21 protein-coding genes are annotated in these 23,355 nt (G+C 67.7%); 13 read left to right on the top strand and 8 right to left on the bottom strand.

Annotated elements, in window-relative coordinates:
* Positions 1-146 precede the first annotated feature (146 nt).
* The 3 genes from iolC to ET475_RS03750 are packed head-to-tail and all read left to right on the top strand — an operon-like array spanning position 147 to position 3,494.
* On the top strand, positions 147-1,073 hold the full coding sequence (gene iolC / locus ET475_RS03760) for a 5-dehydro-2-deoxygluconokinase (protein ID WP_242497830.1): 927 nt from the start codon (positions 147-149) through the stop codon (positions 1,071-1,073).
* The gene (locus ET475_RS03755; RefSeq protein ID WP_129386155.1) at positions 1,066-1,962 is read left to right on the top strand and encodes a class I fructose-bisphosphate aldolase; all 897 of its coding nucleotides are present in this window, start codon (positions 1,066-1,068) and stop codon (positions 1,960-1,962) included. Before iolC ends, ET475_RS03755 begins: the two co-directional genes overlap by 8 nt.
* A gap of 29 nt (positions 1,963-1,991) precedes the next feature.
* Positions 1,992-3,494: a CoA-acylating methylmalonate-semialdehyde dehydrogenase gene (locus ET475_RS03750; protein ID WP_129386153.1), complete on the top strand. Its 1,503-nt coding sequence runs from the start codon at positions 1,992-1,994 to the stop codon at positions 3,492-3,494.
* 17 nt (positions 3,495-3,511) lie between these two features.
* Here the strand turns inward: ET475_RS03750 and ET475_RS03745 are convergent, their stop codons facing one another.
* Positions 3,512-4,258: a GntR family transcriptional regulator gene (locus tag ET475_RS03745; protein WP_129386151.1), complete on the bottom strand. Its 747-nt coding sequence runs from the start codon at positions 4,256-4,258 to the stop codon at positions 3,512-3,514.
* Between the two features lie 130 nt (positions 4,259-4,388).
* Between ET475_RS03745 and ET475_RS03740 the strand changes: the two genes are divergently transcribed.
* The 6 genes from ET475_RS03740 (at position 4,389) to ET475_RS03715 (ending at position 10,812) form a co-directional block, all read left to right on the top strand.
* Positions 4,389-5,390, top strand: a complete 1,002-nt coding sequence (locus ET475_RS03740) for a Gfo/Idh/MocA family protein (RefSeq protein WP_129386149.1) — start codon at positions 4,389-4,391, stop codon at positions 5,388-5,390.
* Positions 5,387-6,271, top strand: a complete 885-nt coding sequence (locus ET475_RS03735; protein WP_165310718.1) for a TIM barrel protein — start codon at positions 5,387-5,389, stop codon at positions 6,269-6,271. The genes ET475_RS03740 and ET475_RS03735 overlap by 4 nt, the downstream gene beginning before the upstream one ends.
* Positions 6,268-7,122, top strand: a complete 855-nt coding sequence (gene iolB / locus ET475_RS03730) for a 5-deoxy-glucuronate isomerase (RefSeq protein ID WP_129386147.1) — start codon at positions 6,268-6,270, stop codon at positions 7,120-7,122. The genes ET475_RS03735 and iolB overlap by 4 nt, the downstream gene beginning before the upstream one ends.
* Position 7,123: 1 nt before the next feature.
* Positions 7,124-9,016 (top strand): 3D-(3,5/4)-trihydroxycyclohexane-1,2-dione acylhydrolase (decyclizing), encoded by a 1,893-nt coding sequence (gene iolD, locus ET475_RS03725; RefSeq protein WP_129386145.1) that lies wholly within the window; start codon positions 7,124-7,126, stop codon positions 9,014-9,016.
* Positions 9,013-9,804, top strand: coding sequence for a metallophosphoesterase family protein (locus ET475_RS03720; protein WP_165310716.1), 792 nt, complete (start codon positions 9,013-9,015; stop codon positions 9,802-9,804). Before iolD ends, ET475_RS03720 begins: the two co-directional genes overlap by 4 nt.
* Before the next feature lie 255 nt (positions 9,805-10,059).
* Entirely contained in the window at positions 10,060-10,812 is a 753-nt protein-coding gene (locus ET475_RS03715; protein WP_129386141.1) for a sulfite exporter TauE/SafE family protein, read from the top strand.
* Between the two features lie 51 nt (positions 10,813-10,863).
* Here the strand turns inward: ET475_RS03715 and mmsB are convergent, their stop codons facing one another.
* The 5 genes from mmsB to ET475_RS03690 form a co-directional block, all read right to left on the bottom strand.
* Positions 10,864-12,081: a multiple monosaccharide ABC transporter permease gene (mmsB, locus tag ET475_RS03710; RefSeq protein WP_165310715.1), complete on the bottom strand. Its 1,218-nt coding sequence runs from the start codon at positions 12,079-12,081 to the stop codon at positions 10,864-10,866.
* Positions 12,078-13,622, bottom strand: coding sequence for a multiple monosaccharide ABC transporter ATP-binding protein (gene mmsA, locus ET475_RS03705; protein ID WP_129393625.1), 1,545 nt, complete (start codon positions 13,620-13,622; stop codon positions 12,078-12,080). The genes mmsB and mmsA overlap by 4 nt, the downstream gene beginning before the upstream one ends.
* A gap of 65 nt (positions 13,623-13,687) precedes the next feature.
* On the bottom strand, positions 13,688-14,827 hold the full coding sequence (gene chvE, locus ET475_RS03700) for a multiple monosaccharide ABC transporter substrate-binding protein (RefSeq protein WP_129386139.1): 1,140 nt from the start codon (positions 14,825-14,827) through the stop codon (positions 13,688-13,690).
* Between the two features lie 338 nt (positions 14,828-15,165).
* A complete protein-coding gene (locus tag ET475_RS03695; RefSeq protein ID WP_129386137.1) occupies positions 15,166-16,176 on the bottom strand; it encodes a LacI family DNA-binding transcriptional regulator in 1,011 nt (336 codons plus the stop codon).
* A gap of 61 nt (positions 16,177-16,237) precedes the next feature.
* Positions 16,238-16,810: a phosphorylase family protein gene (locus ET475_RS03690; RefSeq protein ID WP_129386135.1), complete on the bottom strand. Its 573-nt coding sequence runs from the start codon at positions 16,808-16,810 to the stop codon at positions 16,238-16,240.
* Positions 16,811-17,000: 190 nt separating this feature from the next.
* Between ET475_RS03690 and rlmN the strand changes: the two genes are divergently transcribed.
* Positions 17,001-18,221 (top strand): dual-specificity RNA methyltransferase RlmN, encoded by a 1,221-nt coding sequence (rlmN, locus tag ET475_RS03685; RefSeq protein ID WP_129386133.1) that lies wholly within the window; start codon positions 17,001-17,003, stop codon positions 18,219-18,221.
* Positions 18,222-18,308: 87 nt separating this feature from the next.
* Here the strand turns inward: rlmN and ET475_RS03680 are convergent, their stop codons facing one another.
* Together ET475_RS03680 and ET475_RS03675 are read right to left on the bottom strand one after the other, a co-directional pair.
* Positions 18,309-19,616 carry an MFS transporter gene (locus ET475_RS03680; protein ID WP_242497753.1) on the bottom strand — a complete coding sequence of 436 codons (1,308 nt, stop codon included), beginning with the start codon at positions 19,614-19,616 and terminating at the stop codon, positions 18,309-18,311.
* Positions 19,617-19,649: 33 nt separating this feature from the next.
* The gene (locus ET475_RS03675) at positions 19,650-20,102 is read right to left on the bottom strand and encodes a MarR family winged helix-turn-helix transcriptional regulator (protein WP_129386131.1); all 453 of its coding nucleotides are present in this window, start codon (positions 20,100-20,102) and stop codon (positions 19,650-19,652) included.
* A gap of 130 nt (positions 20,103-20,232) precedes the next feature.
* On the opposite strand from ET475_RS03675, the gene ET475_RS03670 reads away from it, so the two are divergent.
* The 3 genes from ET475_RS03670 to ET475_RS03660 all read left to right on the top strand — a co-directional run bounded on the left by ET475_RS03670 (position 20,233) and on the right by ET475_RS03660 (position 23,301).
* A complete protein-coding gene (locus tag ET475_RS03670; protein WP_129386129.1) occupies positions 20,233-21,693 on the top strand; it encodes a DUF4407 domain-containing protein in 1,461 nt (486 codons plus the stop codon).
* 130 nt (positions 21,694-21,823) lie between these two features.
* Positions 21,824-22,837, top strand: a complete 1,014-nt coding sequence (locus ET475_RS03665; RefSeq protein ID WP_129386127.1) for an aldo/keto reductase family protein — start codon at positions 21,824-21,826, stop codon at positions 22,835-22,837.
* A complete protein-coding gene (locus ET475_RS03660; protein ID WP_129393619.1) occupies positions 22,834-23,301 on the top strand; it encodes an NUDIX hydrolase in 468 nt (155 codons plus the stop codon). The genes ET475_RS03665 and ET475_RS03660 overlap by 4 nt, the downstream gene beginning before the upstream one ends.
* Positions 23,302-23,355: the final 54 nt, after the last annotated feature.

Below are 23,355 nucleotides of genomic sequence, written 5' to 3'. Positions count from 1 at the left end.
TTCGCAGTTCATGCCTGCGAATATCCGCGTTTGGTTGAAAGTATGTCAGTATGTTAGAACATATTCAAGGTTGTTCGCCACATGAGAAGGGACCAGCCGCCGTGGCCGAAGCAGGCACCGCAACGCCCCCGCACGACGTCGTGACGATGGGGCGCGTCGGCATCGATCTGTATCCCGCGCACTCCGGCGTCGGGCTCGAAGACGTCACCACCTTCACGAAATCGGTCGGCGGCAGCGCGACGAACGTCGCCATCGCCGCCGCCGCCCACAGCCGGCGCTCGGCCGTCATCACTCGAGTGGGTGAGGACCCGTTCGGGCGTTTCATCCTTCGCGAGCTTGAGCGTCTCGGCGTCGATGTCGGGCAGATCTCGGCGCTGCCGGGTCAACAGACCCCGCTCACGTTCTGCGAGATCTTTCCGCCCGACGATTTCCCCCTCTACTTCTATCGCCGGCCGAAGGCCCCCGATCTGCAGATCGAGTCCGACGAGCTCGATCACGCCGTCATCCGCGACGCGAAGATCTTCTGGGCCACGGTGACAGGCCTGAGCGAACAGCCCAGCAACGCGGCCCATCATGCGGCGTGGGGCGTGCGCAACCGCGCACCGCTGACGGTGCTCGACCTGGATTACCGGCCGATGTTCTGGAGCGACCGGGATGCGGCATCCCGTGCCGTCGCCGCCGCGCTGCCGAAGGTGACCGTTGCCATCGGCAACGCCGAGGAGTGCGAGGTCGCCGTCGGCGAGACCGATCCCTTCCGTGCTGCCGACGCTCTGCTCGAGCGTGGCGTGCACCTGGCGGTCGTCAAGCGCGGCCCGCTCGGGGTGCTCGGCCGCACCGCCGACGAGACCGTCGAGGTGCCGCCGCACCCTGTCGAGGTCGTCAACGGCCTCGGTGCCGGCGACGGGTTCGGCGGTGCCCTGTGTCATGCCCTGCTGGAGGGATGGTCTCTTCAGCGCAGTCTTCGCTTCGCCAACGCGGCCGGAGCGATAGTAGCCGGCCGCCGCGAGTGCTCGACGGCGATGCCGAGCACCGCCGAGGTGGAAGCGATCATGTCGGGAGGATCCCATGAGTGACACGTACGAGCAGATTCGCCAGGTGCGTCTGCACGAACCGGAGCGGATCGGTGAACTCGCCCGGCGACGCTCGACCCGCCCGATCGCGCGCGATGACGGGCGGCTGCTGCTGATCGCCGCCGACCACCCTGCGCGCGGCGCACTGCGGGTGGGGTCGGACTCGACGGCCATGGGCGACCGCTACGACCTGCTCGACCGTCTCGCGATAGCGCTGTCGTGCCCCGGTGTCGACGGCCTGCTGGCCACGCCCGACATCGTCGAAGACCTGCTCATCATGGGCGTGCTCGATGACAAGGTGATAGCTGGATCGATGAATCGGGCCGGATTGCCCGGTGCGGTCTTCGAGCTCGACGACCGGGTGACCGCCTACACGCCGGGTGCGCTCTCGCGCAGCGGGCTCGACTTCGGCAAGGTCCTGCTGCGCATCGACCTGCAGGATCCCGACACCGCGCGCACGCTTGAGACGGTGGGCCGCCTGGTCAGTGAGTCGGCAGCTCTGCAGCTGCCCATCATGATCGAGCCGTTCATGAGCCGCCGCCGCAACGGCGTGGTGGTGAACGAGTTGACCGCGGACGCCATGGTGCAAGCGGTTTCGATCGCCGCCGGTCTCGGCGACACCTCGGCCTATACGTGGCTGAAGCTTCCCGTCGTCCCCGACATGGAGAAGGTGATGGCCGCCACGACGTTGCCGGTGCTGCTGCTCGGTGGCGACCCCGACAGCGGTGCCGACGACATCTATCGGGCCTGGGAGGACGCCCTCGTGCTGCCGGGGGTGCGCGGCGTGGTCGCCGGACGGCGCCTGCTGTACCCCGAAAACGGGCGGGTGGCGGATGCCGTGGCCACCGCCGCCGGCATCGTCCATTCCGCCACGCCCGCCGTGGCCCGCTGAGCGCGGCACACATCAGAAGGAGAGATTGCATGGACAACGACATCCCGGTCATCCCGCATTGGATCGCAGGAACGCGCACCACCGGCTCCGGAGCTCGCACGGCTCCGGTCTTCGACCCCGCGCTGGGCCGGCCGCGCGCCGCGGTCGTGCTCGCCGACGACAGCGATGTGCAGGCAGCGGTCGCCAGTGCCGGCGCCGCATCCGGCGCCTGGGGCGAGCTCTCGGTCGCGCGGCGGCAACGCGTGATGTTCGCCTTCCGTGAGCTGCTGAACGCCCGCAAGGACGAACTGGCGCTGCTGATCACTCACGAGCACGGCAAGGTGGTCTCCGATGCCCTGGGCGAGATATCCCGGGGTCTGGAGGTCGTCGAGTTCGCGACCGGGTTCGCACACTTGACCAAGGGGGAGTACTCCGACAACGTCTCCACCGGCGTGGACGCCTTCACCTTCCGCCAGCCGCTGGGAGTGGTCGGGATCATCTCGCCCTTCAACTTCCCGGCGATGGTACCGCTCTGGTTCGCCCCGATAGCGCTGGCCGCGGGCAACGCCGTGATCCTCAAGCCCAGCGAGAAAGACCCCAGCGCCGCCGTCTGGATCGCCGAGCTGTTGCAAGAGGCAGGGCTCCCCGATGGCGTGTTCACCGTGTTGCACGGCGACAAGCAGGCCGTCGACGGCCTCATCGACCACCCCGATGTCGCGGCGATATCGTTCGTCGGCTCGACCGCGATCGCCAAGTACGTCTATCAGCGCGGGTCTGCGCAGGGCAAGCGCGTGCAGGCGTTCGGCGGTGCCAAGAACCATATGCTGGTGCTCGGCGACGCCGACCTCGACACGGCGGCCGACGCGGCCGTCAGTGCCGCGTACGGCTCGGCCGGAGAGCGCTGCATGGCCGTCAGCGTGGTGCTCGCCGTCGACGAGATCGCCGACGAGCTGGTGCGCCGCATCGATGAGCGGGCGTCGACGCTGCGCGTGGGCGACGGTCGTCGCGACTGCGACATGGGCCCGTTGGTGACGGCCCAGCATCGCGAACGGGTGGCCTCATACATCGACGTGGCTGCGCACGACGGGGCCACCGTGGTGCGCGACGGCCGCGAGGTCGTCGTCGACGGCGACGAGGGCGGATTCTGGCTCGGTCCGACGCTCATCGACCGCGTCCCGACATCCTCCACCGTCTACTCGGATGAGATCTTCGGGCCGGTGCTCTCGATAGTGCGCGTGCGCGACCTGGCCGAGGGCATCGAGCTGATAAACGCCTCCAGCTACGGCAACGGAACGGCCTTGTTCACGGCCGACGGCGGCGCGGCCCGACGGTTCCAGCGCGACGCGCACGTCGGCATGATCGGTGTGAACGTGCCGATCCCCGTTCCGGTGGCTTTCCACTCCTTCGGCGGATGGAAGGACTCGCTGTTCGGTGACACGAAGGCCTACGGGCCGCAGTCCTTCCAGTTCTTCACGCGCGAGAAGGCAGTGACCCTGCGGTGGCCCGAGCACATGACCGCGGGTCTGAGCATGGGCTTTCCGGGAAACGACTAGAGCCGCTGTCTCGAGAGCTACTTCTCCACGAGGGTGATCTCGAACGAATACATGTCCGGAAGGTACGAGTGGTTGCCGAACTCGATCGCATTGCCCGAGTCGTCGTACAGGGTGCGCGACATCGTGAGCACGGGCGAGCCCACCGGCTGGTGGAACAGCGCACCTTCTTCGGCCGTGGCCGCGCGGGCGCCGATGCGTTGTTTCGCCACTCGCATCGTCGTCCCGCGCGTGCGCAGCAACTGGTAGAGCCCGTGGTCGTGCAGCAGCGACACGTCGAGGTCGGAGAACTGGGGACTGAGAAAATTCTCCAGCAGGGCGAACGGGGTCTCGTTGGCATAGCGCAGCCGCTTGATGCGCAGCACCGGGGTCGCCGTGGTGATGCCCAGTGCCTCGACGACCTCGTCGGGCGCGGGTGCCACCTCGTGCAGCAACAGCATCGTCGTCGGGCTCATGTTCGAGCGTTTCAGGTCGTCGTACAGGCTGGTCAACTCGACCTTGCGGTTCACGCGCCCGTGCACCACCTGGGTGCCCACACCGCGGCGCCGCACCAGCAGACCCGTGTCGACGAGCTCTTGGATGGCGCGCCGCACGGTGGGGCGAGAGAGCCCGAGCTCTTCGGCGAGCTTGATCTCGTTCTCGAGTTTCGACCCCGGCGGCAGATCGCCGCGCTCGATGGCCGCTTCGATGCGGCGTGCGAGCTGGAAGTACAACGGCACCGGACCCGACCTGTCCAGGTCGAGGAACAGCTGAGAGATCTTGTCCATGGGCCCCCCGAATCTCGGTATTCGACGTTCCGATGATAAGACAAACTCGCGCGTTGTGTCATATTGTCGGAATGTTTTAACATAAGCAGGCATGGCCCGATGGCGGGCAGAAGGAGCGAGGGAGATCCGTATGCGATTGGGAGTGATCGGCACCGGCAGGATCGGGAGCCAGCACGCGGCTGTGCTGGCCGGGCGCAGTGAAGTGGATGAGGTGATCGTCTGCGATGTCGACGGCACCCGCGCGCGTGCGGTGGCCGCGCAGATCGGCGGGTCGGCAGCCGAGGGAACCGGGCAGTTGTATGCCGCCCGCCCCGACGGTGTGCTCATCGCTGCGCCCACCTCTCAGCACGCAGACCTCATCCGCGAGGCGGTGCGCGCGCACGTTCCGGTGTTCTGTGAGAAGCCGGTCGCCCAGTCGCTGGCCGAGACGGTGGCAACCGTCGAAGAGGCAGAGGCCAGCGGCGTGGCCGTGCAAATCGGCTTTCAGCGGCGGTTCGACGCGGGCTGCCGGCGTGTGCGTGAGGCTATCGCCGGCGGCGAGGTCGGTGAGCTGCGGCGCATGCACCTGATGACCTGCGACCCGGCACCGCCGCCGGCCGAGTATGTGCCGCACAGCGGCGGCATCTTCCGTGACTGCCACATCCACGACTTCGACATCCTGCGGTTCGTCAGTGGCCGCGAGGTCGAGAGCGTGACCGCGCTGGGCGCCAACCGTGGGGCCGACTTCTTCGCCGCCGCCGGCGATGTCGACGAATCGGTCGTGCTGCTCACCCTCGACGATGGCACGCTGGTGACGATGCAGGGCTCGCGGTACAACGGCGCCGGATACGATGTGCGACTTGAGGCCGCGGGCACCCAGGGCACCGTGATGGCAGGACTGTCGGGCAAGACACCGGTGCGCAGCACCGAGCCCGGCGTGGTCTTTCCCGACGACGCGCCGTGGGCGGGGTTCCTCGAAAGGTTCGCCGACGCCTATGTCGCCGAACTCGTCGCCTTCCTCGACGTGGTCGGCACCGGCGCGCCGGTCGTGTGCACGCCCCGCGACGCGCTCGAAGCTCTGTACACCGCTGAGGCGGCCGATCTCTCGCGCCGCGAAGGGCGCACCGTGCGCATCGCAGAGGTGCGGTCGTGAGCGGCGGGCGCATCGCCGGCGCACCCATCAGCTGGGGAGTGTGCGAGGTTCCGGGGTGGGGACATCAGCTGCCGGTCGCGCGCGTTCTCGGCGACATGCGCGACATCGGGCTCGTGGGAACCGAATTCGGTCCCGACGGGTTTCTGCCTGACGAGCCCGAGGCGCGGCGCGATCTGCTGGCCGCCTACGGGCTGTCGGCGGTCGGCGGCTTCATCCCGGTCGTGCTGCACGATCCCGCCGTTGATCCGGTCGCCGACATCCAGCGCCGCATCCCTGCGTTCCTGCGGGCCGGTGCCGATCGGATAGTGCTGGCTGCGGCGACCGGCCACGACGGATACGATTCGCGTCCCGTGCTCGATGAGCTCGGCTGGGCCACCCTGCTGCGAAACCTCGACCGTGTCGCCGATGCCGCACGGGTGCACGCGCTGGCGACATCGCTGCACCCGCACGTGGGCACCATGATCGAGACCGCCGACGAGGTCGAGCGGGTGCTCTCGGGCAGCGACATCCCACTGTGTCTGGACACCGGGCACATGACCATCGGCGGTACCGATGTCGCGGCCTTCGTCGACGCGCACGCCGATCGCGTCGGGCATGTGCATGTGAAAGACGTGGATGCCGCGCTGGCGGCGCGGGTGCGCGCGGGCGAGGTCTCGTACACCGACGCCGTGCGCCAGGGCCTGTACACCTCGATCGGCGCCGGCGATATCGACTTCCTGCGCATCATCGGGGCGCTGGAGCGCGCCGGGTACCGCGGGGTCTATGTGCTCGAGCGCGATGTGATCCTCGATGCCGCCCCGCAGCCCGGTGACGGGCCCGCCGCCGATGTCGCGGCATCCGCCGCCTACCTCGGCGATCTCATCGCCGGGGCGGCGGCATGAACGGCTTTCTGCGGGCCGGCGCCGGCGACACCGTCGTTGAGGTGACTCCCGACGGCGCGCAGTGGCGCCACACCGGGCTCACGGTGCGCCGCATCGGGGCGGGCGAGACGATGCCGGTGTCCACTGCCGGGCGTGAGACGCTCATCGTTCCGCTGGCCGGCGGTGCCGAGGTCGACATCGGCGGCCGGCCACACACTCTGCGCGGCCGAGCCTCGGTCTGGGAGCAGACCGATGTGCTCTACGTGCCGGAAGGGGCCGATGCCGCTCTCACCTGTACCGCCCCCGCGCGGATGGCGTTCTGCTGGGCACCCACCCAGGCGCGGCATCCCGCGCAGCACCTCACGCCCGACGACGTGCCCGTCGAACTGCGCGGCGCCGGCGTGTGCTCGCGCGAGGTGCGCAATCTCGGCACCCCGGCGCACCTGCAGGCCGATCGGCTCATCGTGTGCGAAGTGCTCACCCCCGGTGGCGACTGGTCGAGCTACCCGCCGCACAAGCACGACACGGCCGGGCCCGACGAATCTGAGCTCGAAGAGATCTATCACTACGAGATAGCGGCGTCTCCGGCCGGCACGCCCGGGTTCGCACTGCAGCGCGTGTATGCGTCGGATGAGCGCGAGATCGACATCGCGCGCGAAGTGCGCGACGGCGACACCGTGCTGATTCCGTTCGGCTACCACGGACCGACAGTGGCCGCCCCCGGCCACGACCTCTACTACCTCAATGTCATGGCGGGGCCGGGCCACGGCGCCGACCGCCGATGGCTCATCACAGACGACCCCGCACACGCGTGGGTACGACAGACCTGGCCGCAGCTCGAGGTCGACCCTCGGCTGCCGTTCCGGAGGTGACATGACCACGCTCACACTCACGGTCGCGCAGGCGACCATCCGCTTTCTCGCCCAGCAGTACACCCGTCGCGACGGTGTGGAACAGCGGCTGGTCGAGGGATTCCTCGGAATCTTCGGCCACGGCAACGTCGCGGGTCTCGGACAGGCGCTGCTGGAGGCAGAGCTGACCGAACCCGGCGAGATGCCGTACATCCTGGCGCGCAACGAGCAGGGCGCCGTCAACGCCGCCGTCGCTTTCGCGAAAGATCGCGACCGGCTCTCGACCATGGCGGTGACCACCTCGGTGGGTCCCGGCGCCATGAACATGGTCACCGGCGCGGCCCTGGCCACGACCAACCGCATCCCGGTGCTGCTGCTGCCCGCCGATGTCTTCGCGAACCGGCGGCCCGATCCGGTGCTGCAGCAGCTTGAACGGCCGCAGAGTCGGGATGTCACCGTCAACGACGCGTTCCGAGCCGTGTCGGTGTTCTTCGACCGGGTCTGGCGCCCCGAACAGCTTCCTGCTGCTCTGCTGGAGGCGGCGCGCGTGCTCGCCGATCCGACGCAGGCCGGCGCGGTCGTGGTCGCGATGCCCGAGGACGTGCAGGCAGAGGCCTACGACTGGCCCGAGGAGCTGTTCCGCCGACGGGTGTGGACGATCGCGCGGACCCCCGCCGACCCGGATGCCGTGGCCGAGGCTGCCGCGTTGATCGGCCAGGCGCGGCATCCGCTCATCGTCGCCGGAGGCGGCGTGCATTACTCGCGGGCCGGCGACGCGCTCGCGTCGTTCGCCGCACGGCTGGGCATTCCGGTCGGACAGACGCACGCCGGCAAGGGCGTGCTGCCGCACGGCCACCCGATGGACATCGGGGGACTCGGGTCGACCGGCACCACGGCGGCCACCGCGCTGGCGGCCGAGGCCGACCTCGTGATCGGCATCGGCACGCGGTACTCCGACTTCACAACCGCCTCGATGAGCCTGTTCGCCCGCCCCGGCGTGCGATTCGTGAACCTCAACATCACGCCGATGGACGGCCCGAAGCTCTCGGGGATGCCGCTGCTCGGCGACGCCCGCGCGGTACTGGCCCAGCTCGACGAGGCCACCGCCGACGTGACACCACAGGCCGACCATCTCGCCCGCGTCGCCGAGCTGCGGGCCGAATGGAACGCACAGCGCGACGCGGCGGTGACCCGCAACTGGGCTGCCCACAGCGAGCTCGGACTGCCGAGCCAGGCCGAACTCATCGGCATTCTCAACGACGAGCTTGGCGACGAGGATGTCATCGTCAACGCCGCCGGCAGCGCACCCGGTGACCTGCACCGGCTCTGGCAGCCGCGCTCGCCGCGTCAGTATCACGTCGAGTACGCCTTCTCGACAATGGGCTATGAGGTCGCCGGCGCGCTGGGCGTGAAGCTCTCCGACCCGAGCCGGCAGGTGGTCGCCCTGGTCGGTGACGGGTCGTACCTCATGCTCTCGCAAGAGCTTGTCACCGCCGTCGCCGAGCGGCGCAAGCTCGTCGTGGTGCTCGTCGACAACCGCGGGTATGCCTCGATCGGCAACCTCTCGGAGTCGGTGGGATCGCAGCGCTTCGGCACGAAGTACCGGTATCGGGACGCCGCATCCGGCCGCCTCGACGGCGACGCGTTGCCGGTCGACTACGCCGCGAACCTGCGCAGCCTGGGTGTGGAGGTTTTCGAGGCAGACTCGACACAGTCCTTCCGTGAGGCGCTGCGGCAGGCTCTGACCGCGGAGGAATCGGCCGCCGTGTATGTGCGCACCGATCCGCTCGCACCGGCAGCGCCGGGGGGAGCGTGGTGGGACGTGCCGGTAGCCGAGGTCTCGACTCTCGCCACCACCCAGCAAGCTCGGGCGCAGTATGAACGGGATGTGCGCGCGCAGCGGTGGTACCTGTGACGGTGTACTTCGCCGTCGCCGGCGATATCCATGGGCGGTGGGCGGGGCTGGCCGAGGATCTGCGCGTCGCGGCGGATTTTCTGCCGCCCGGCGCCGAGCTGTCGGCGGTGTTCCAGGTGGGGGATGCCGAACCGACCGCCGACGACGATCAGCTGGCCGAGGTGCACCACAAACCGGAGCGACGGCGCCTCAGCGACTTCGCGGATGTCTTGACCGGGCGCATCCGCTTCCCTGCCCCGGTGTACTTCATCGGAGGCAACCACGAACCGTGGCGCACCCTCGATGAGAACGGCGGGGTCATAGCGGGCGGGGCACGTCTGGCCCCCGACGTGTGGTTCCTCGGCCGCGCCGGGCACGTGCACATCGCCGGTATCGACATAGCTTTTCTCTCCGGCATCCGCCCGCCCGACGGCAAGCCGCTGCGCACCTGGGAACGCGCGCGCAGCACCGATCCCCGGGTGCACGGCTACTACAGCGTCGAAGAGGTGCTGCGCCTGTGCACGGCCGGCACCGCCGACATCGTGCTGACCCACGACTGGCCTACCGGCAGCGCGTATGTGCACAAGACGGCATATGTCGGCGATCCCGCCGTGCGCCGGGCGCTGGAGCTCGTCGCGCCGAGCGCGAGCTTCCACGGGCATTACCACCGCAGCGAGCGGTTCCGCACGCTTGGGGTCGATGTCTTCGCGCGTGGATGCTTCGAGCAGGGCGTGCCCGAGGCGGTGGCCGTATTCGCCTTCGACGAGGCCACCCGCCGCGTGACCCCGCTCCCTCACGTCGCCGCCTGACACCCTCCCGCCCCGTCCCCGCGCCACCACCCGCCGAGTTGTCCCCGTGTTCCGCGACTTGTCCTCTTGTTCCGCGACTTGTCCTCGTGTTCCGCGACTTGTCCCCCGTGTTCCGCGACTTGTCCTCTTGTTGCGCGACCTGTCCCCGGCCCGGCACGCCGGCACGCGGCATCCGCCCGCCCGTTTCGTGATCACCGGAGCGCGCCGAGACATCCGCAGACGATCCCACCGCGGCGAAGCCGGTAGCGTGATCGGGTGACTCCGCCAGATCTGAGCATCCTCGCGTGGGGCGCGCTGGTAGTGGGCGCGGCGATCATCGGGTTGTCGAAGGCGGCGCTGCCGGGCGCGGCCACGCTCGCGGTCGCGCTGTTCGCGGCCGTCCTCCCTGCCCGCCAATCGACGGGCACGATTCTGCTGCTGCTGATCGTCGGTGACGTCTTCGCGCTGTGGGCGTATCGACGCCACGCTGATCTGCGTACGCTGGTGCGCCTCGCCCCCGCCGTGATCGTCGGTCTGGTGGGCGGCGCCGTGTTCCTGGCATTAGCTTCCGACACCTGGGTTCGGCGCATGATCGCGGTGATCCTGCTCACAGTGGTGGCGGTGACACTTATCCGCCGGCGCGCCCACACCGAAGCGGCCGAGCGGGGGCCGCGGGCCCACCGCGTCGCGGCCGCCGTCTATGGTTCGTTGGGTGGATTCACCACGATGGTGGCAAACGCCGCCGGCCCGGTGATGTCGATGTACTTCATCGCGGGGCGTTTTCCGATCAAGGCGTTCCTGGGTACGACCGCGTGGTTCTTCGCCATCGTGAACGTGACGAAGCTGCCCTTCTCGATCGGGCTCGGGCTGATCACCGTCGAGGGCCTGTGGATCGACCTGCTGCTGGTGCCGGTCGTGGTGGCGGCGGCGTTCTTCGGCCGCTGGATCGCCGGTCGCATCAGCCAGAAGGTCTTCGAGCGCGTCGTGATCGTGTTGACGATCGTCGGGGCGCTGTACCTGCTTTTCTGAGCTGCGGAGGGTGGATGCTGCGGCTTCCACCCTCCGCAGACACTGAGTGCCTCAGGCCTGCCCGGCGCCCCGACGCTTGTTGATGACGTCGAAGGCCACGGCCGCCAGCAACACGAGCCCCTTGATGAACTCCTGCCACTCCGTGCCCACACCCAAGATCGTCATCCCGTTGTTGAGTACACCGATGATGAGACCGCCGACGATGGCGCCCCCGATCGTCCCGATGCCTCCGGTGACGGCCGCGCCGCCGATGAACACGGCAGCGATGGCATCCAGCTCGAAGCCGTTACCCGCACTCGGCCCGGCGAGGTTCAGCTGAGCTGTGAACACGAGTCCGGCCAGGGCAGAGAGCACTCCGATATTCACGAACAGCAGGAAGGTGAGCCTGTTCGTCTTCACACCGCTCAACTCAGCCGCGCGGGCGTTTCCACCCAGCGCATACACGTGACGCCCGAAGACGCTGTTGGCCATAACTGCCGAATATGCGACAACGAGCACGCCGAGGATTACCAGCACGATCGGCGTTCCCCGGTAGCTGGCAAGCAGCCAGGCGATGCCGAAGATCAGCACGCACATGAACGCGGTCTTCAGCGTGAACCACCCGATCGGCTCGAGGGTCAGGCCGTTACGTGCGCGGCCGCGTCGGGAACGGATGCCGAAGCCAACGAGCGAGATGATCGCCAAGACCGCAAGAATCATCGTCAGCGGCTCGAGATATGACGTGCCACCGCCCAGATCGGGTAGGAACCCTGAGCCGATGGCGCGGAACCCCTCTTCGAAGGGGGAGATCTGGGTGTTGCGCAGCAGAATCTGCGCGAGCCCCCGGAACAGCAGCATCCCGGCCAGTGTCACGATGAAGGCGGGAATCCGGAAATACGCGACCCAGAATCCCTGCCATGCTCCGACGACGGCACCCGCAATAAGGCAGAGGATGATCGTGGCCCACCACGGGACACCCATCTTGTTATTGAGGACTCCGGCGAACGCACCGACCACCGCAACGACCGACCCGACCGAGAGGTCGATGTGGCCGGCGATGATCACCATCACCATTCCGATCGCGAGAATGAGGATGTAGCTGTTCTGTACGATGAGGTTCGATACGTTCCGCGGGCTCAGCGTGATGCCCTGCGTGAGGATCTGGAACAGCAAGACGATCACGATGAGCGCGATGAACAGGCCAATCTGGCGCAGCTGGCCGCTCAGATACGACATCGTGTTGCGCACGATCCCCTCGGGCGCCGGAGCCGCAGTTCTCGCGGTGCTCATACGTGGTCCTCTTCTCTCATCTTGGTCATGTATTGCATGAGGCGCTCAGGGGATGCCTCGGCCCGGGGGATATCGGCGGTGATGACGCCTTCGGAAAGGGTGTAGATCCGGTCACACAGTCCCAGGAGCTCCGGCAGCTCAGACGAGATGACGATGACACCCTTGCCCTGGTCAGCAAGCCGGTTGATGATCGTGTAGATCTCGAACTTCGCGCCGACATCGATGCCGCGGGTCGGCTCGTCAAGAATGAGGACGTCCGGGTCGGAGAACATCCACTTCGAAAGCACGACCTTCTGTTGATTGCCGCCCGAGAGCTTGCCGGTAAGAGCCGACACCGAGGGTGCCTTGATGTTCATGTCACGCCGATACTTCTCAGCGATGACGTGCTCGCGGTTGCGATCGACCCAACCGGCTCGCGCAAGCTTGCCGAGAGCTGCGCCTGAGATGTTGCGTGCGATGTCTTCGATGAGGTTCAGCCCGTACTTCTTGCGGTCTTCGGTCGCGTAGGCCAGGCCCGCCTTGATCGCAGCCGGCACGGAGTGCACGTCGATCGGTTCGCCGTCCTTGTAAACGGTCCCCGAGATGTCGGCGCCCCAGCTTGCGCCGAAAACGCTCATGGCCAGTTCAGTACGCCCGGCGCCCATCAGCCCGGCTATCCCGACGATCTCGCCGCTGTGGACGATCACGTTGGCCTTGTCGACGACGATGCGTGAGCGATCCGACGGATGATGTACCGTCCAGTCCTCGATGCGCAGCAGCTCTCCGCCGATCTGAGGAGTGTGTTCTGGAAAACGATGGGTGATGTCCCGACCCACCATGCCCTTGATGATGCGGCCCTCGTTGACATCGGGGCTCGCAGCATCAAGCGTCTCGATCGTCTGACCGTCACGGATGATCGTGACGGTGTCAGCGACCTTCTTGATCTCGTTGAGCTTGTGGGAGATGAGGATGCTGGTGACTCCTTGTGCCTTCAACTCGAGCATGAGATCGAGTAGGCGTTCGGAGTCGTCATCGTTGAGAGCGGCGGTCGGCTCATCCAGGATCAACAGCGTGACATCTTTTGACAGGGCTTTGGCGATCTCGACGAGCTGCTGTTTTCCCACTCCGAGTTCACCGACCTTGACGGCGGGATCGTCGTGCAAGCCCACACGCGTGAGGTACTCGCGCGCCTGCGTCTCTGTCTTGCTCCAACTGATCCATCCGCCGGTAGCGCGCTCGTTCCCGATGAAGATGTTCTCGGCGATGCTCAGGAACGGGCTCAGGGCGAGCTCCTGATGGATGATGACGATGCCGGCGCGTTCGGAATCCGCGATTCCGCCGAACCTGCAGACGTCGCCTTCGAAGACAATGTCACCGGTGTAGCTGCCGTGCGGGAAGACCCCCGAGAGCACGTTCATGAGGGTTGATTTGCCGGCACCGTTCTCGCCGCAAATGGCGTGCACCTCGCCCCGCCGCACGGTGAGGTTCACGTCTGAGAGTGCTTTCACGCCGGGGAACTCTTTGGTGATTGAGCGCATCTCGAGGATGGCGTCCTCGGTCATGGTCTTTCCCTTCGAATGGTGCTGGGCGCCCCTAAGCAGGGCGCCCAGCACGGGTGTGGCGGTGTCTACTTGAGGTCGTCCTCGGTGTAGTACCCGCTGTCGATGAGTTCGCTCTGGTAGTTCTCGTTCGTCACGACGACCGGGGGAAGCAGGTAAGTGGGCACGACCTTCTTGCCGTTGTCATAGCTCTTCGTGTCGTTTACTTCGGGCTTCTTGTCCTTGAGCAGTGCCTCGGTCATCGCAACTGCCTGCTTGGCCAGGTTGCGGGTGTCCTTAAAGACCGTCGAGTACTGCGAACCCGCGATGATCTGCTTCACGCTGGCGACCTCAGCGTCCTGCCCGGTGATGATGGGCCACGTGTCACTACCCACCTTGTAACCGCCGCTCTCAAGCGCGGCGATAATTCCATCGGAGAGTCCGTCGTACGGCGAGAGCACGCCGTCTAGCTTCGTCGCGCCCGTCGAGTAGCTCTTGGCGAGCAGGTCGTCCATGCGCTGCTTGGCAGTGGCCGGATCCCATCCCTGGATGGCGATCTGGTTGAACTTGGTCTGGCCGCTCGCGACCTCCAGCGTGCCGTCGTCGATGAGCGGCTGGAGGACGCTCATTGCGCCGTTGTAGAAGAACGTTGCGTTGTTGTCGTCGGGGCTACCAGCGAACAATTCAACGTGCCATGGTCCCTTCTTGCCGGTCTTGCTGCCGTTTGCGTCGAGGTAGCCGAGACCGGTCAGAAGTGAGTTCGCCTGCAGCACCCCAACCTTGAAGTTATCGAACGTCGCGTAGTAGTCGACGTTCTCGTCCCCGGTGAGGAGCCGGTCGTACGAGATGACCTTGACTCCAGCGTCCTTCGCGTCGTCGAGCTGCTGGCCGAGCGCGCCGCCGTCGATCGATGCGATGACGAGTACCTTCGCACCCTTCGTGATCATCGTCTCGATCTGTTGTGCCTGCGTCGGGATGTCGTTGTTCGCGTATTCGAGGTCAGTCTCGTATCCGGCCTCCTTGAGGTACTTCACAACATTGTCGCCGTCCTGGATCCAGCGCTGGTCGACTTTGGTCGGCATCGCGATGCCGACCAAAGCGCCTTCGTTCGCGTCGCCGGAGTCATCGGCGTTACCGGTGCCGCCGCGTCCGCCGGAGCAGGCCGCGAGGCCGAGTACGAGACCGGCCGCGACAGCGACGGCTGCGATCTTCTTGGTGCGGAACGTCATGGTTCCTGCCTTCCTCTTGATGGTTTTCATCCGTGTGCGGAGATGACACAGGATGCCGGAGTCGCTGCGGCATACGCGTGAGTGTGCTCGCTCAGCGGCAGGGCGTGAGAACGGAAAGCGATCTTGCAGTCGTCGATGACCACGGGAGAACTCCTTCGTTCGGGATGATGGGCGGGTCGGTTGGTACCAATGACTCGAAATGATACCGGTAACAATGCCGGAAGTCAGACTAAGCACACGTGGCGTGCGTCGTCAAGTCGCCGCACATGTGGCGCTTCGGCGCGACTCCCCACTGGTTCCGACGCACGCGCGCACGTCGAAGCCGGGAGCAGGTGCCGTCAGGCGCGCGCTGCAGTAGACGCGCGCACCACGAGTTGCGGCACCAGCGACGACTCGGGCACGGACACGTCGTTGCCCAGTGCCGCCAGGATCGAAAGGACGGCGCGCCGCCCGCCCTCGGCGAAGTCTTGCCGCAGCGTCGTCAGCGGCGGACGGTAGTGCGCGCTTTCGGGGGTGTCGTCGAACCCCACGACGCTGACATCAGCGGGCACGTCGAGTCCGGCATCCGTGGCCGCATGGATGAAGCCGAGCGCTATCGAGTCATTCGCGCAGAACACCGCGCTGAATTCGGATCTCTCCAGCAGCCGCGTCGCGGCCTGGTACCCCGATGCCGGGCTCCAGTCACTGGGCTCGACGGCGGCGGGTTCGAGTCCGGCGGCGGCCAGCTCGTCGGTGAATCCCTGCCGGCGTGAGGTCGCCTCGTACCAGTGCGTAGGCCCCGCGATGTGCGCGATGCGGGTGTGGCCGAGGTCGAGCAGGTGCCGGGTCGCGACCCGCGCCGCTGCGGCCTGCGCGATGATCACGGACTCGTCGCCCGTGCCGTGCATGGTCACGATCGGCACGCGGGGGGCGAGCTCGTCCACGACCTCGCGGGCACGGGCACTCGGACCGATGACGATGAGGCCAGAGGCATCCTGATCCAACAGGTGTTCGACCGCCTGCCGCACCGAGTCGCGGTCGCTGGGCTCCACGCCCGCGACGACGGCCGAGTATCCCACCCGGCGGGCGGCGAGCTCGATCGCCCAGATCGTGTTCGACGGCCCGTAGAGCAAACCGCCGGTGGTGTCGAGGATGCCGATGGTGCGGATGCCGCCGCTTGCGAGAGCCCGCGCTATATGACTGGGCCGGAAATTGAGTTCGGCGATGGCTGCGAGCACCTGATCGCGCGTGGCCGGGCGCACATTCTCGGCGCCGTTGAGCACGCGCGAGACCGTCATGTGCGAGACGCCGGCGCGGCGAGCGACGTCACGGATGCTCGTCGCGCCGGGTGCGGAGTTGCTCGGGGGCATGTTCCCATCATTCCGCACGAGTTCGGCCAGCCGCGTGCGGCCGCGATGAACGAGAGCGGCGTCAGACGCCGTACTCGGCGCGTACGACGTCGCGCAGTTGCGCGCTGCACGCAGCAACGGCGGCGCGCCAGTCGGTGATGGCCCCGTCTTGGGCGCGGTCCGAGACCGCCTTGAGCACCCGGATCGGCACGCCGAAGCGCTCGGCGACCCAGATGTAGGCGTAGGTCTCCATGTCGACGAGGCGGGCGCCCAGCGGACGGATCGACGCGACGGCCTCGGCATCGTCGACGAAGTGATCGCCGGTGGCGATGGTCACCGCCTCACGGCGGATCACCTCGGCCGGCACGACGACGCGCGCAGGCAGCGACACATGCTGGCCGACCACGCCGTCGATGTCGGTCACATCGTGCTGAATGGCCGCGTCGATCTCGTAGACGGTCGGATCCAGGAGCGTATCGATGGCACCGGCCGTGCCGACGACGAGGATCTCGTCGTATGAGTTCGCGTCCAGCGCGCGGGTGAGAGCGAACGTCGCCTGCAGCTTGCCGGGACCGGTCACGAGCCGGTCGAAGCCCGGCAGGGGATCGGGGAACGCGACCAGTTCGGCGTCCAGCGCCGCGACGAGAAGTTTCACCCGGCCATTCTTCCAGGCCTCACCGCGCCGGCCGCCCCGTGTTCGGCTCGCAGGACGTTTTGGATCCCCCGGGCGTGTCGCCCGGCGTGTCGTCGGCCCGGGCACAGATCGTCCTGCGAGCTGAACAGCAAACCTCCGCGCCAGCGCGCTGCTCGGCGTCTGCCCAGCCGCACCCCATACGCTGGAAGGCATGACCACACCGCGCGCGCAGGTGCGGCCGCGCACCGAGGGATGGACGCAGAAGAAGGATGCCGAGGGTCGGCCCCTGCTGCAGTTCGCCAGTCCCCGCCGCGGCAAGCCCCCGGCACACTTCGCCGACCTCACGCCCGAGCAGCGCGTCGAGAAGATGCACGAGCTCGGGATGCCGCCGTTCCGTGCCCGGCAGCTCGAGAAGCACTTCTTCACCCATTGCACGCATGACCCGGCCGAGATGACCGATCTGCCTGCCGAGGGCCGCGAACAGCTCGTGCACACACTGCTGCCGCCGCTGCTGACCGAGGTGCGGCGACTTTCCACCGACCGCGGTGACACGATCAAGTTCCTCTGGAAGCTGCACAACGGGGCCCTGGTCGAGTCGGTCCTCATGCGCTACCCGGGCCGGATCACGCTGTGCGTGTCGAGCCAGGCGGGCTGCGGCATGAACTGCCCGTTCTGTGCGACCGGGCAGGCGGGCCTGACCCGCAACATGTCGGCGGCCGAGATCGTCGCGCAGGTCGTGCGCGCGAATCGCGTGATCGCTGAGGGGCAGTTGGGCGACCCGCGCCATGTCGGCCACGACGGCGAGCGCGTGACGAACATCGTGTTCATGGGCATGGGTGAGCCGATGGCCAACTACGCCCGGGTCATGCACGCCGTGCGCGTCATGACCGACAAGACGCACGGCATGGGCATGAGCGCCCGTGGCATCACCATCTCGACGGTGGGGCTGGTTCCGGCCATCCGCAAGCTGTCGAACGAGAACATCCCGGTGACCTTCGCGCTGTCGCTGCACGCTCCCGATGACGAGCTGCGCGACGAGATGATCCCGGTCAACTCCCGGTGGAAGGTCGATGAGGCGCTGGATGCCGCCTACGAGTATTTCGCGAAGACCGGACGCCGCGTCTCGATCGAGTACGCGCTCATCAAAGACATGAACGACCACGGCTGGCGCGCCGATCTGCTCGCCGACAAGCTCAACGCGCGCGGGCACGGGTGGGTGCACGTGAACCCGATTCCGTTGAACCCGACGCCCGGCTCGGTGTGGACGGCCTCTGACAGGCCTGTGCAAGACGAGTTCGTCCGCCGGCTCGAAGCCCGCGGCATCCCCACCACCATCCGCGACACCCGCGGCAAAGACATCGACGGTGCGTGCGGGCAGCTGGTGGCAACCGAGGCCGATCAGCAGGCCGCTGCCGCGACCCCCGTGGACTGACCGGCAGACGCGGATGCCGCGACCCGGCATCACCCGCAACGCAGATCGCCCCGACTCGGATGAGCCGGGGCGATCTGCGTCACCGCGTCACTGCGTGCGGATGGTGCCCGTCGCAACGCCTTGGTCGGTGGGCTCATCGTGCAGCAGCAGCACGGGCTCGGCGGGGGAGTCGCCGGCGGCGATCGGCAGCACCTCTTCGTCAGCGGCCTCGGCTGCCGCCACCCCCGCGGTGATCAGCTTGCGCGAAGCCAGCAGCAGCACGATGGCGATGAGCAGCGCGCCCACGGCGATCCAGAACGGCACGTGCACGCTCAGCGCGGTGCCCACGATGCCCGCGACGAACGGGGCGAGCCCGCCGCCGAGGAATCGCACGAAGCTGTACGACGCGCTGGCGACGGGGCGCTCGACGGGGGCGACCTCCATGACCGCCTGCGTGACCAGCGTGTTGTTCAGGCCCGAGCAGACGCCCGAGACGATGACCGTCACGATGAGAACGGCGGGGATGTCGGCCCAGATGGCGGCCACGGCCATGTCGACGGTGAGAAAGGCGAACGCCGCGACGAGTACGGGAACCAGGCCGAACCGCCGCTCCAGACGCGGGGCGACGAACACGGCGAAGATAGCGACCAGGATGCCCCAGCCGAAGAAGACCAGACCGAGAAGCACCGCGCTGCTCATCCCCATCTGCAGGGGCGCGTAGGCGAGCACCGTGAAGAACGCCCAGTTGTAGAGCAGGGCCACCAGGCTGAGCATGAGCAGCCCCTTGTGGCGCAGCGCCTTCAGCGGTGCCGACAGCGACAGCTTGTGCGTGGTGGTGGGGGCGTTGGTCACGAACACGCTCGTGCCGACCAGGCCGATGAGCATCAGCACCGAGACGCCGAAGAACGGCCACTCCCAGCCGATCGAGCCCAGCAGCCCGCCCAGCAGCGGGCCGACGGCGATGCCGACACCCATCGCCGCCTCGTAGATGGCGATCGCGCCGCGCACGCCGCCGGTGGCGCTGCCGACGATCACCGCCAGGCTCGTGGCGATGAACAACGCGTTGCCCAGGCCCCAGCCGGCGCGGAATCCGACCATCGCGCCGATGGTCGGCGAGAAGCCGGCCAGGGCGGCGAACACCACGATCAGGATCAGGCCGAGAATGAGCGTGCGCTTGCCGCCGATGCGGCTCGAGACCCATCCGGTGCCGAGCATCGCGACGGCGGTGACGAGCAGGTAGCTGGTGAACAGCAGTTCGACCTGGGCGTGGCTGGCGTGCATCTGCTCGCCGATGGCGGGCAGGATCGGGTCGACGAATCCGATGCCCATGAACGAGATGACGCACGCGAAAGCGACGGCCCAGACGGCCTTCGGCTGTCGGAACATGCTGGGCTTGCTGGTGGACGTGGACTCCACGAAAGTGTGCTCCTTGCTGTGGGGATGGGATGCTCAGCGCGTTGCGCGCCGCTCGTCGGCGATGTCGACGAGCTGTTCGAGCACGGGGATGGCGGCGGTGAGGGTCTCACGTGCCGCGGGGGGAAGCTGTGCGGTGAGATCGTCGAGCACAGCGGCGCGCGCGCGGCGCCGTGCACCGTTCAGTTCGCGGCCGGCCTCGGTGACCTCGACGATGACCGCGCGGCCGTCGTGCGGGTCAGCCGCGCGCGCGACCAGGCCCGCGTGCTCGAGCCGGGTGACGACCTGGGTCATCGCCGGCTGGGTGACATGCTCGGCCTCGGCGAGTGCGGTCAGCCGGGAGGGCCCGCTGTGCACGAGCGTGTACAGGGTCGAGGCGGCGACCGGGCTGAGGTCGCCGGGCAGTGTGGAACGGCGAAGCAATCGGATGAGCCGATCGAGCGTCGTTCCCAGCCGCGCCGCGTCGACGCGCGTTGCTGTCTTCGGCATGAAGGCAATTGTATAGCGAACTTATGTAAGAGTCGAATGCATATGTCGGGTACGGGTGGATGCCTCGGTCATAGCCGCTTCCGAGGTGCCTTCTATCGGATCCCCAGGAGGGCCCGTCTAACCTGGCACGATGTCTTTTTCCGCCCACCGCCCGGGCCGCTTCGGCTCCGATGGTCGCCTTCTGCTCGATGCCGACGAGCAGGAGGAGACGGAGCCGTTGTACCTGAGCGACATCGCGGCGACCGCCGCCGATGAGGCCGAAACGACGGCGGAATCGCTCGCGCCGTGGGGCGCTCCGGCCAGCGAAGAACCCGACGAACCCGACGCACCGGCCGCTCCGGCCGTGGCATCCACTCCTCTCGTCCTCTCCCGCCCTCGCCTGCCGTGGACCCGGCGACTGGCCGTGCTCGGCGGCGCCGACGCCGAAGTGCTCGCAGAAGTGCCGATCGAGACATCCCGATTCGTGCAGATGTTCTTCGTGCTCGCCGGCACCGCCCTCGTCTCGGCGCTGTCGATGTTCTTCGCCCTCATCACCGGGGTGGGGGTCATGGTGTGGATCGCCGTTCCCGTCGCGCTGGTGTGGGCGCTGATCATCTTCAACCTCGACCGCTTTCTCACCTCGACCATGCGGGCGTCCACGAGCATTCTCAAGCTCATCGCACTCGCCCTGCCCCGGGTGGTGATGGCCGCGATCATCGGCATCGTCGTGGCAGAGCCGCTCGTGCTGCAGGTGTTCCACAACGACATCGCACGCGAGGTCACCTCGACGAACATCACCAACGCCCTCGCCGACCAGCAGGGCGTCTCGGACGGGCCCGAGAAGACGGCACTGGATGCCGCGAGCAAGCGCGTCAGCGAGCTCGAGAACCAGGCCGCCACCGGAATCGTCGCGGGCACCTCGACGACCTCGGCGGCATCGGCCGCCGCACAGAAGACCGTCGATGACCTGAACACGAAGCTTGACGCGCAGCAGAAGGTCATCGACCAGGCACGCGCGCTGTATCAGTGCGAGCTGACCGGCGAGGGCAAGGGCACGGTGGCCGGTTGCACCGGCGTGACCGGCAGCGGGGCCAGTGCCGCCGCGGCCAAGAGCCAGCTGGCATCGGCACAGGAATCGTACGACGCCCTGGCCGCCAAGCTGCGCGAGGCCAATGCCACGCTCGCTGCCGCCGACGCCTCGGGGACCCAGGCGGCCGAGGCCTCGGCCGCGCAGAACAAGAAGCAGGCACAGGCCGAGCTGCCGGCCGCGCGCACGCAGTACGAGCAGGCGCAGAAGGCCTACGACGCGCGGGCCGCGGCGGTCGCCGGCGGCAACGCCGATGCCGTGGGGCTGCTCAGTCAGATCAGCGCGCTCGACCGGCTCTCGCAGAAGGAACCCACGCTCGCCTGGGCGCACGCGCTCATCGCCGCCCTGTTCTTCATGATCGAGTTGCTGCCCGTTCTGGTGAAGGTGCTCACCAGCTACGGCGAGCCCTCGCTGTACGAGAAAGCCGAGTCGATGCGTCGTCAGGTGGCGCTGGATCGTGTCACCCGGCGCAGCTGGGACGAGCGCGCCGACATCGCGCGCGGCACCGCCGCCGCTGAGGCGTAGCGCCGCAGCATCCCGCCCCTCCATGTTCGGCTCGCAGGACGTTTTTGTGATCCCGGGCGTGTCGCCCGGCGTGTCGCGGCCGCGCGACCAGAAGTTCCTGCGAGCCGAACGGCGCGACTAGCGTAGAGGCATGGTCGAACATCGCTATCTCGGTAACAGCGGACTCAAGGTCTCGGAGATCACCTACGGCAACTGGGTCACCCATGCCTCTCAGATCGATGACTCCGGCGCCATCGCGACGGTGCATGCGGCACTGGATGCCGGGATCACGACCTTCGACACCGCCGACACCTACGCCAACACGGCCGCCGAGGTCGTGCTGGGCAAGGCCTTGGCCGGCCAGCGCCGCGCCTCGCTCGAGATCTTCACGAAGGTGTACTTTCCGACGGGTCCTCAGGGTCCGAACGACACCGGACTCTCGCGCAAGCACATCTTCGAGAGCATCGACGGCTCGCTGCAGCGTCTGGGCACCGACTATGTCGACCTCTATCAGGCGCACCGGTACGACTACGAGACCCCGCTCGAAGAGACGATGCAGGCCTTCGCCGACGTCGTGCGCGCCGGCAAGGCGCTGTACATCGGGGTGAGCGAGTGGACCGCCGAGCAGCTGCGCGAGGGTGCCGCCCTGGCCAAGGAACTGCGGGTGCCGTTCATCTCGAACCAGCCCCAGTACTCGATGCTCTGGCGTGTGATCGAAGACAAGGTCGTGCCGGCCAGTGCCGAACTCGGCATCTCGCAGATCGTCTGGTCGCCGATGGCGCAGGGCGTGCTGTCGGGCAAGTACCTGCCCGGCCAGCCGGTGCCCGCCGGGTCGCGGGCCACCGACGAGAAGAGCGGCGCCCACTTCATCAAGGGATTCCTGCGCGACGAGGTGCTCACCGCGGTGCAGCGACTCGAGCCGATCGCCTCGGACTGCGGCTTGACGATGCCGCAGCTGGCCATCGCCTGGGTGCTGCAGAACCCGAACGTCGCCGCGGCGCTGGTCGGGGCATCCCGTCCCGAGCAGATAGCCTCGAACGTCGCCGCGTCGGGCGTGAAGCTCGACGCCGACGTGATGGCCGCCATCGACACGGCACTCGGCGACGTCGTCGAGCGCGACCCGCAGAACACCTACACGGTGTCGCCGAAGGCGCGTCTGGCCTGATGATCCGCAGCGCGGGGCTGCTTGTGCACCGCCGCGCCGGCGGGGTGCTCGAGGTGCTCATCGCGCACATGGGCGGCCCGTTCTGGGCGCGCAAAGACGAGGGCGCCTGGTCGATCCCGAAGGGCGAGTTCGACCCCGAGACCGAGACGGCGGTGGATGCCGCGGTCCGGGAGTTCCGCGAAGAGCTCGGCATCGATCCGCCGGCCGGTCCCTATGTCGAGCTGGGCACGTGGGCGTATGCGTCGGGCAAGCGGGTGAGCGTGTTCGCCGCGGACGGCACCGGGTTCGCGGCATCCGATCTCGCCTTCGGCACATTCGAGATGGAGTGGCCGCCGCGCTCGGGCAGGCGGGCGGAGTTTCCCGAGGTCGATCGCGCCGAATGGATGCCGGTGGATGCCGCGCGCACCCGCTTGGTGAAGGGGCAGCGGCCCGCGCTGGACGCGGTGGAGGCTCTCGGCAGCTAGCAGAGTGTCGGAGATTCGTGGCAAGCTATTACGTCCGCGCATTCGCGCGTTCTT

It is taken from the genome of Microbacterium protaetiae (assembly GCF_004135285.1).
Classification (GTDB): domain Bacteria; phylum Actinomycetota; class Actinomycetes; order Actinomycetales; family Microbacteriaceae; genus Microbacterium; species Microbacterium protaetiae.
The sequence above is the reverse complement of the archived record's forward strand: the minus strand, read 5'-3'. Positions and strand labels throughout refer to the sequence as shown.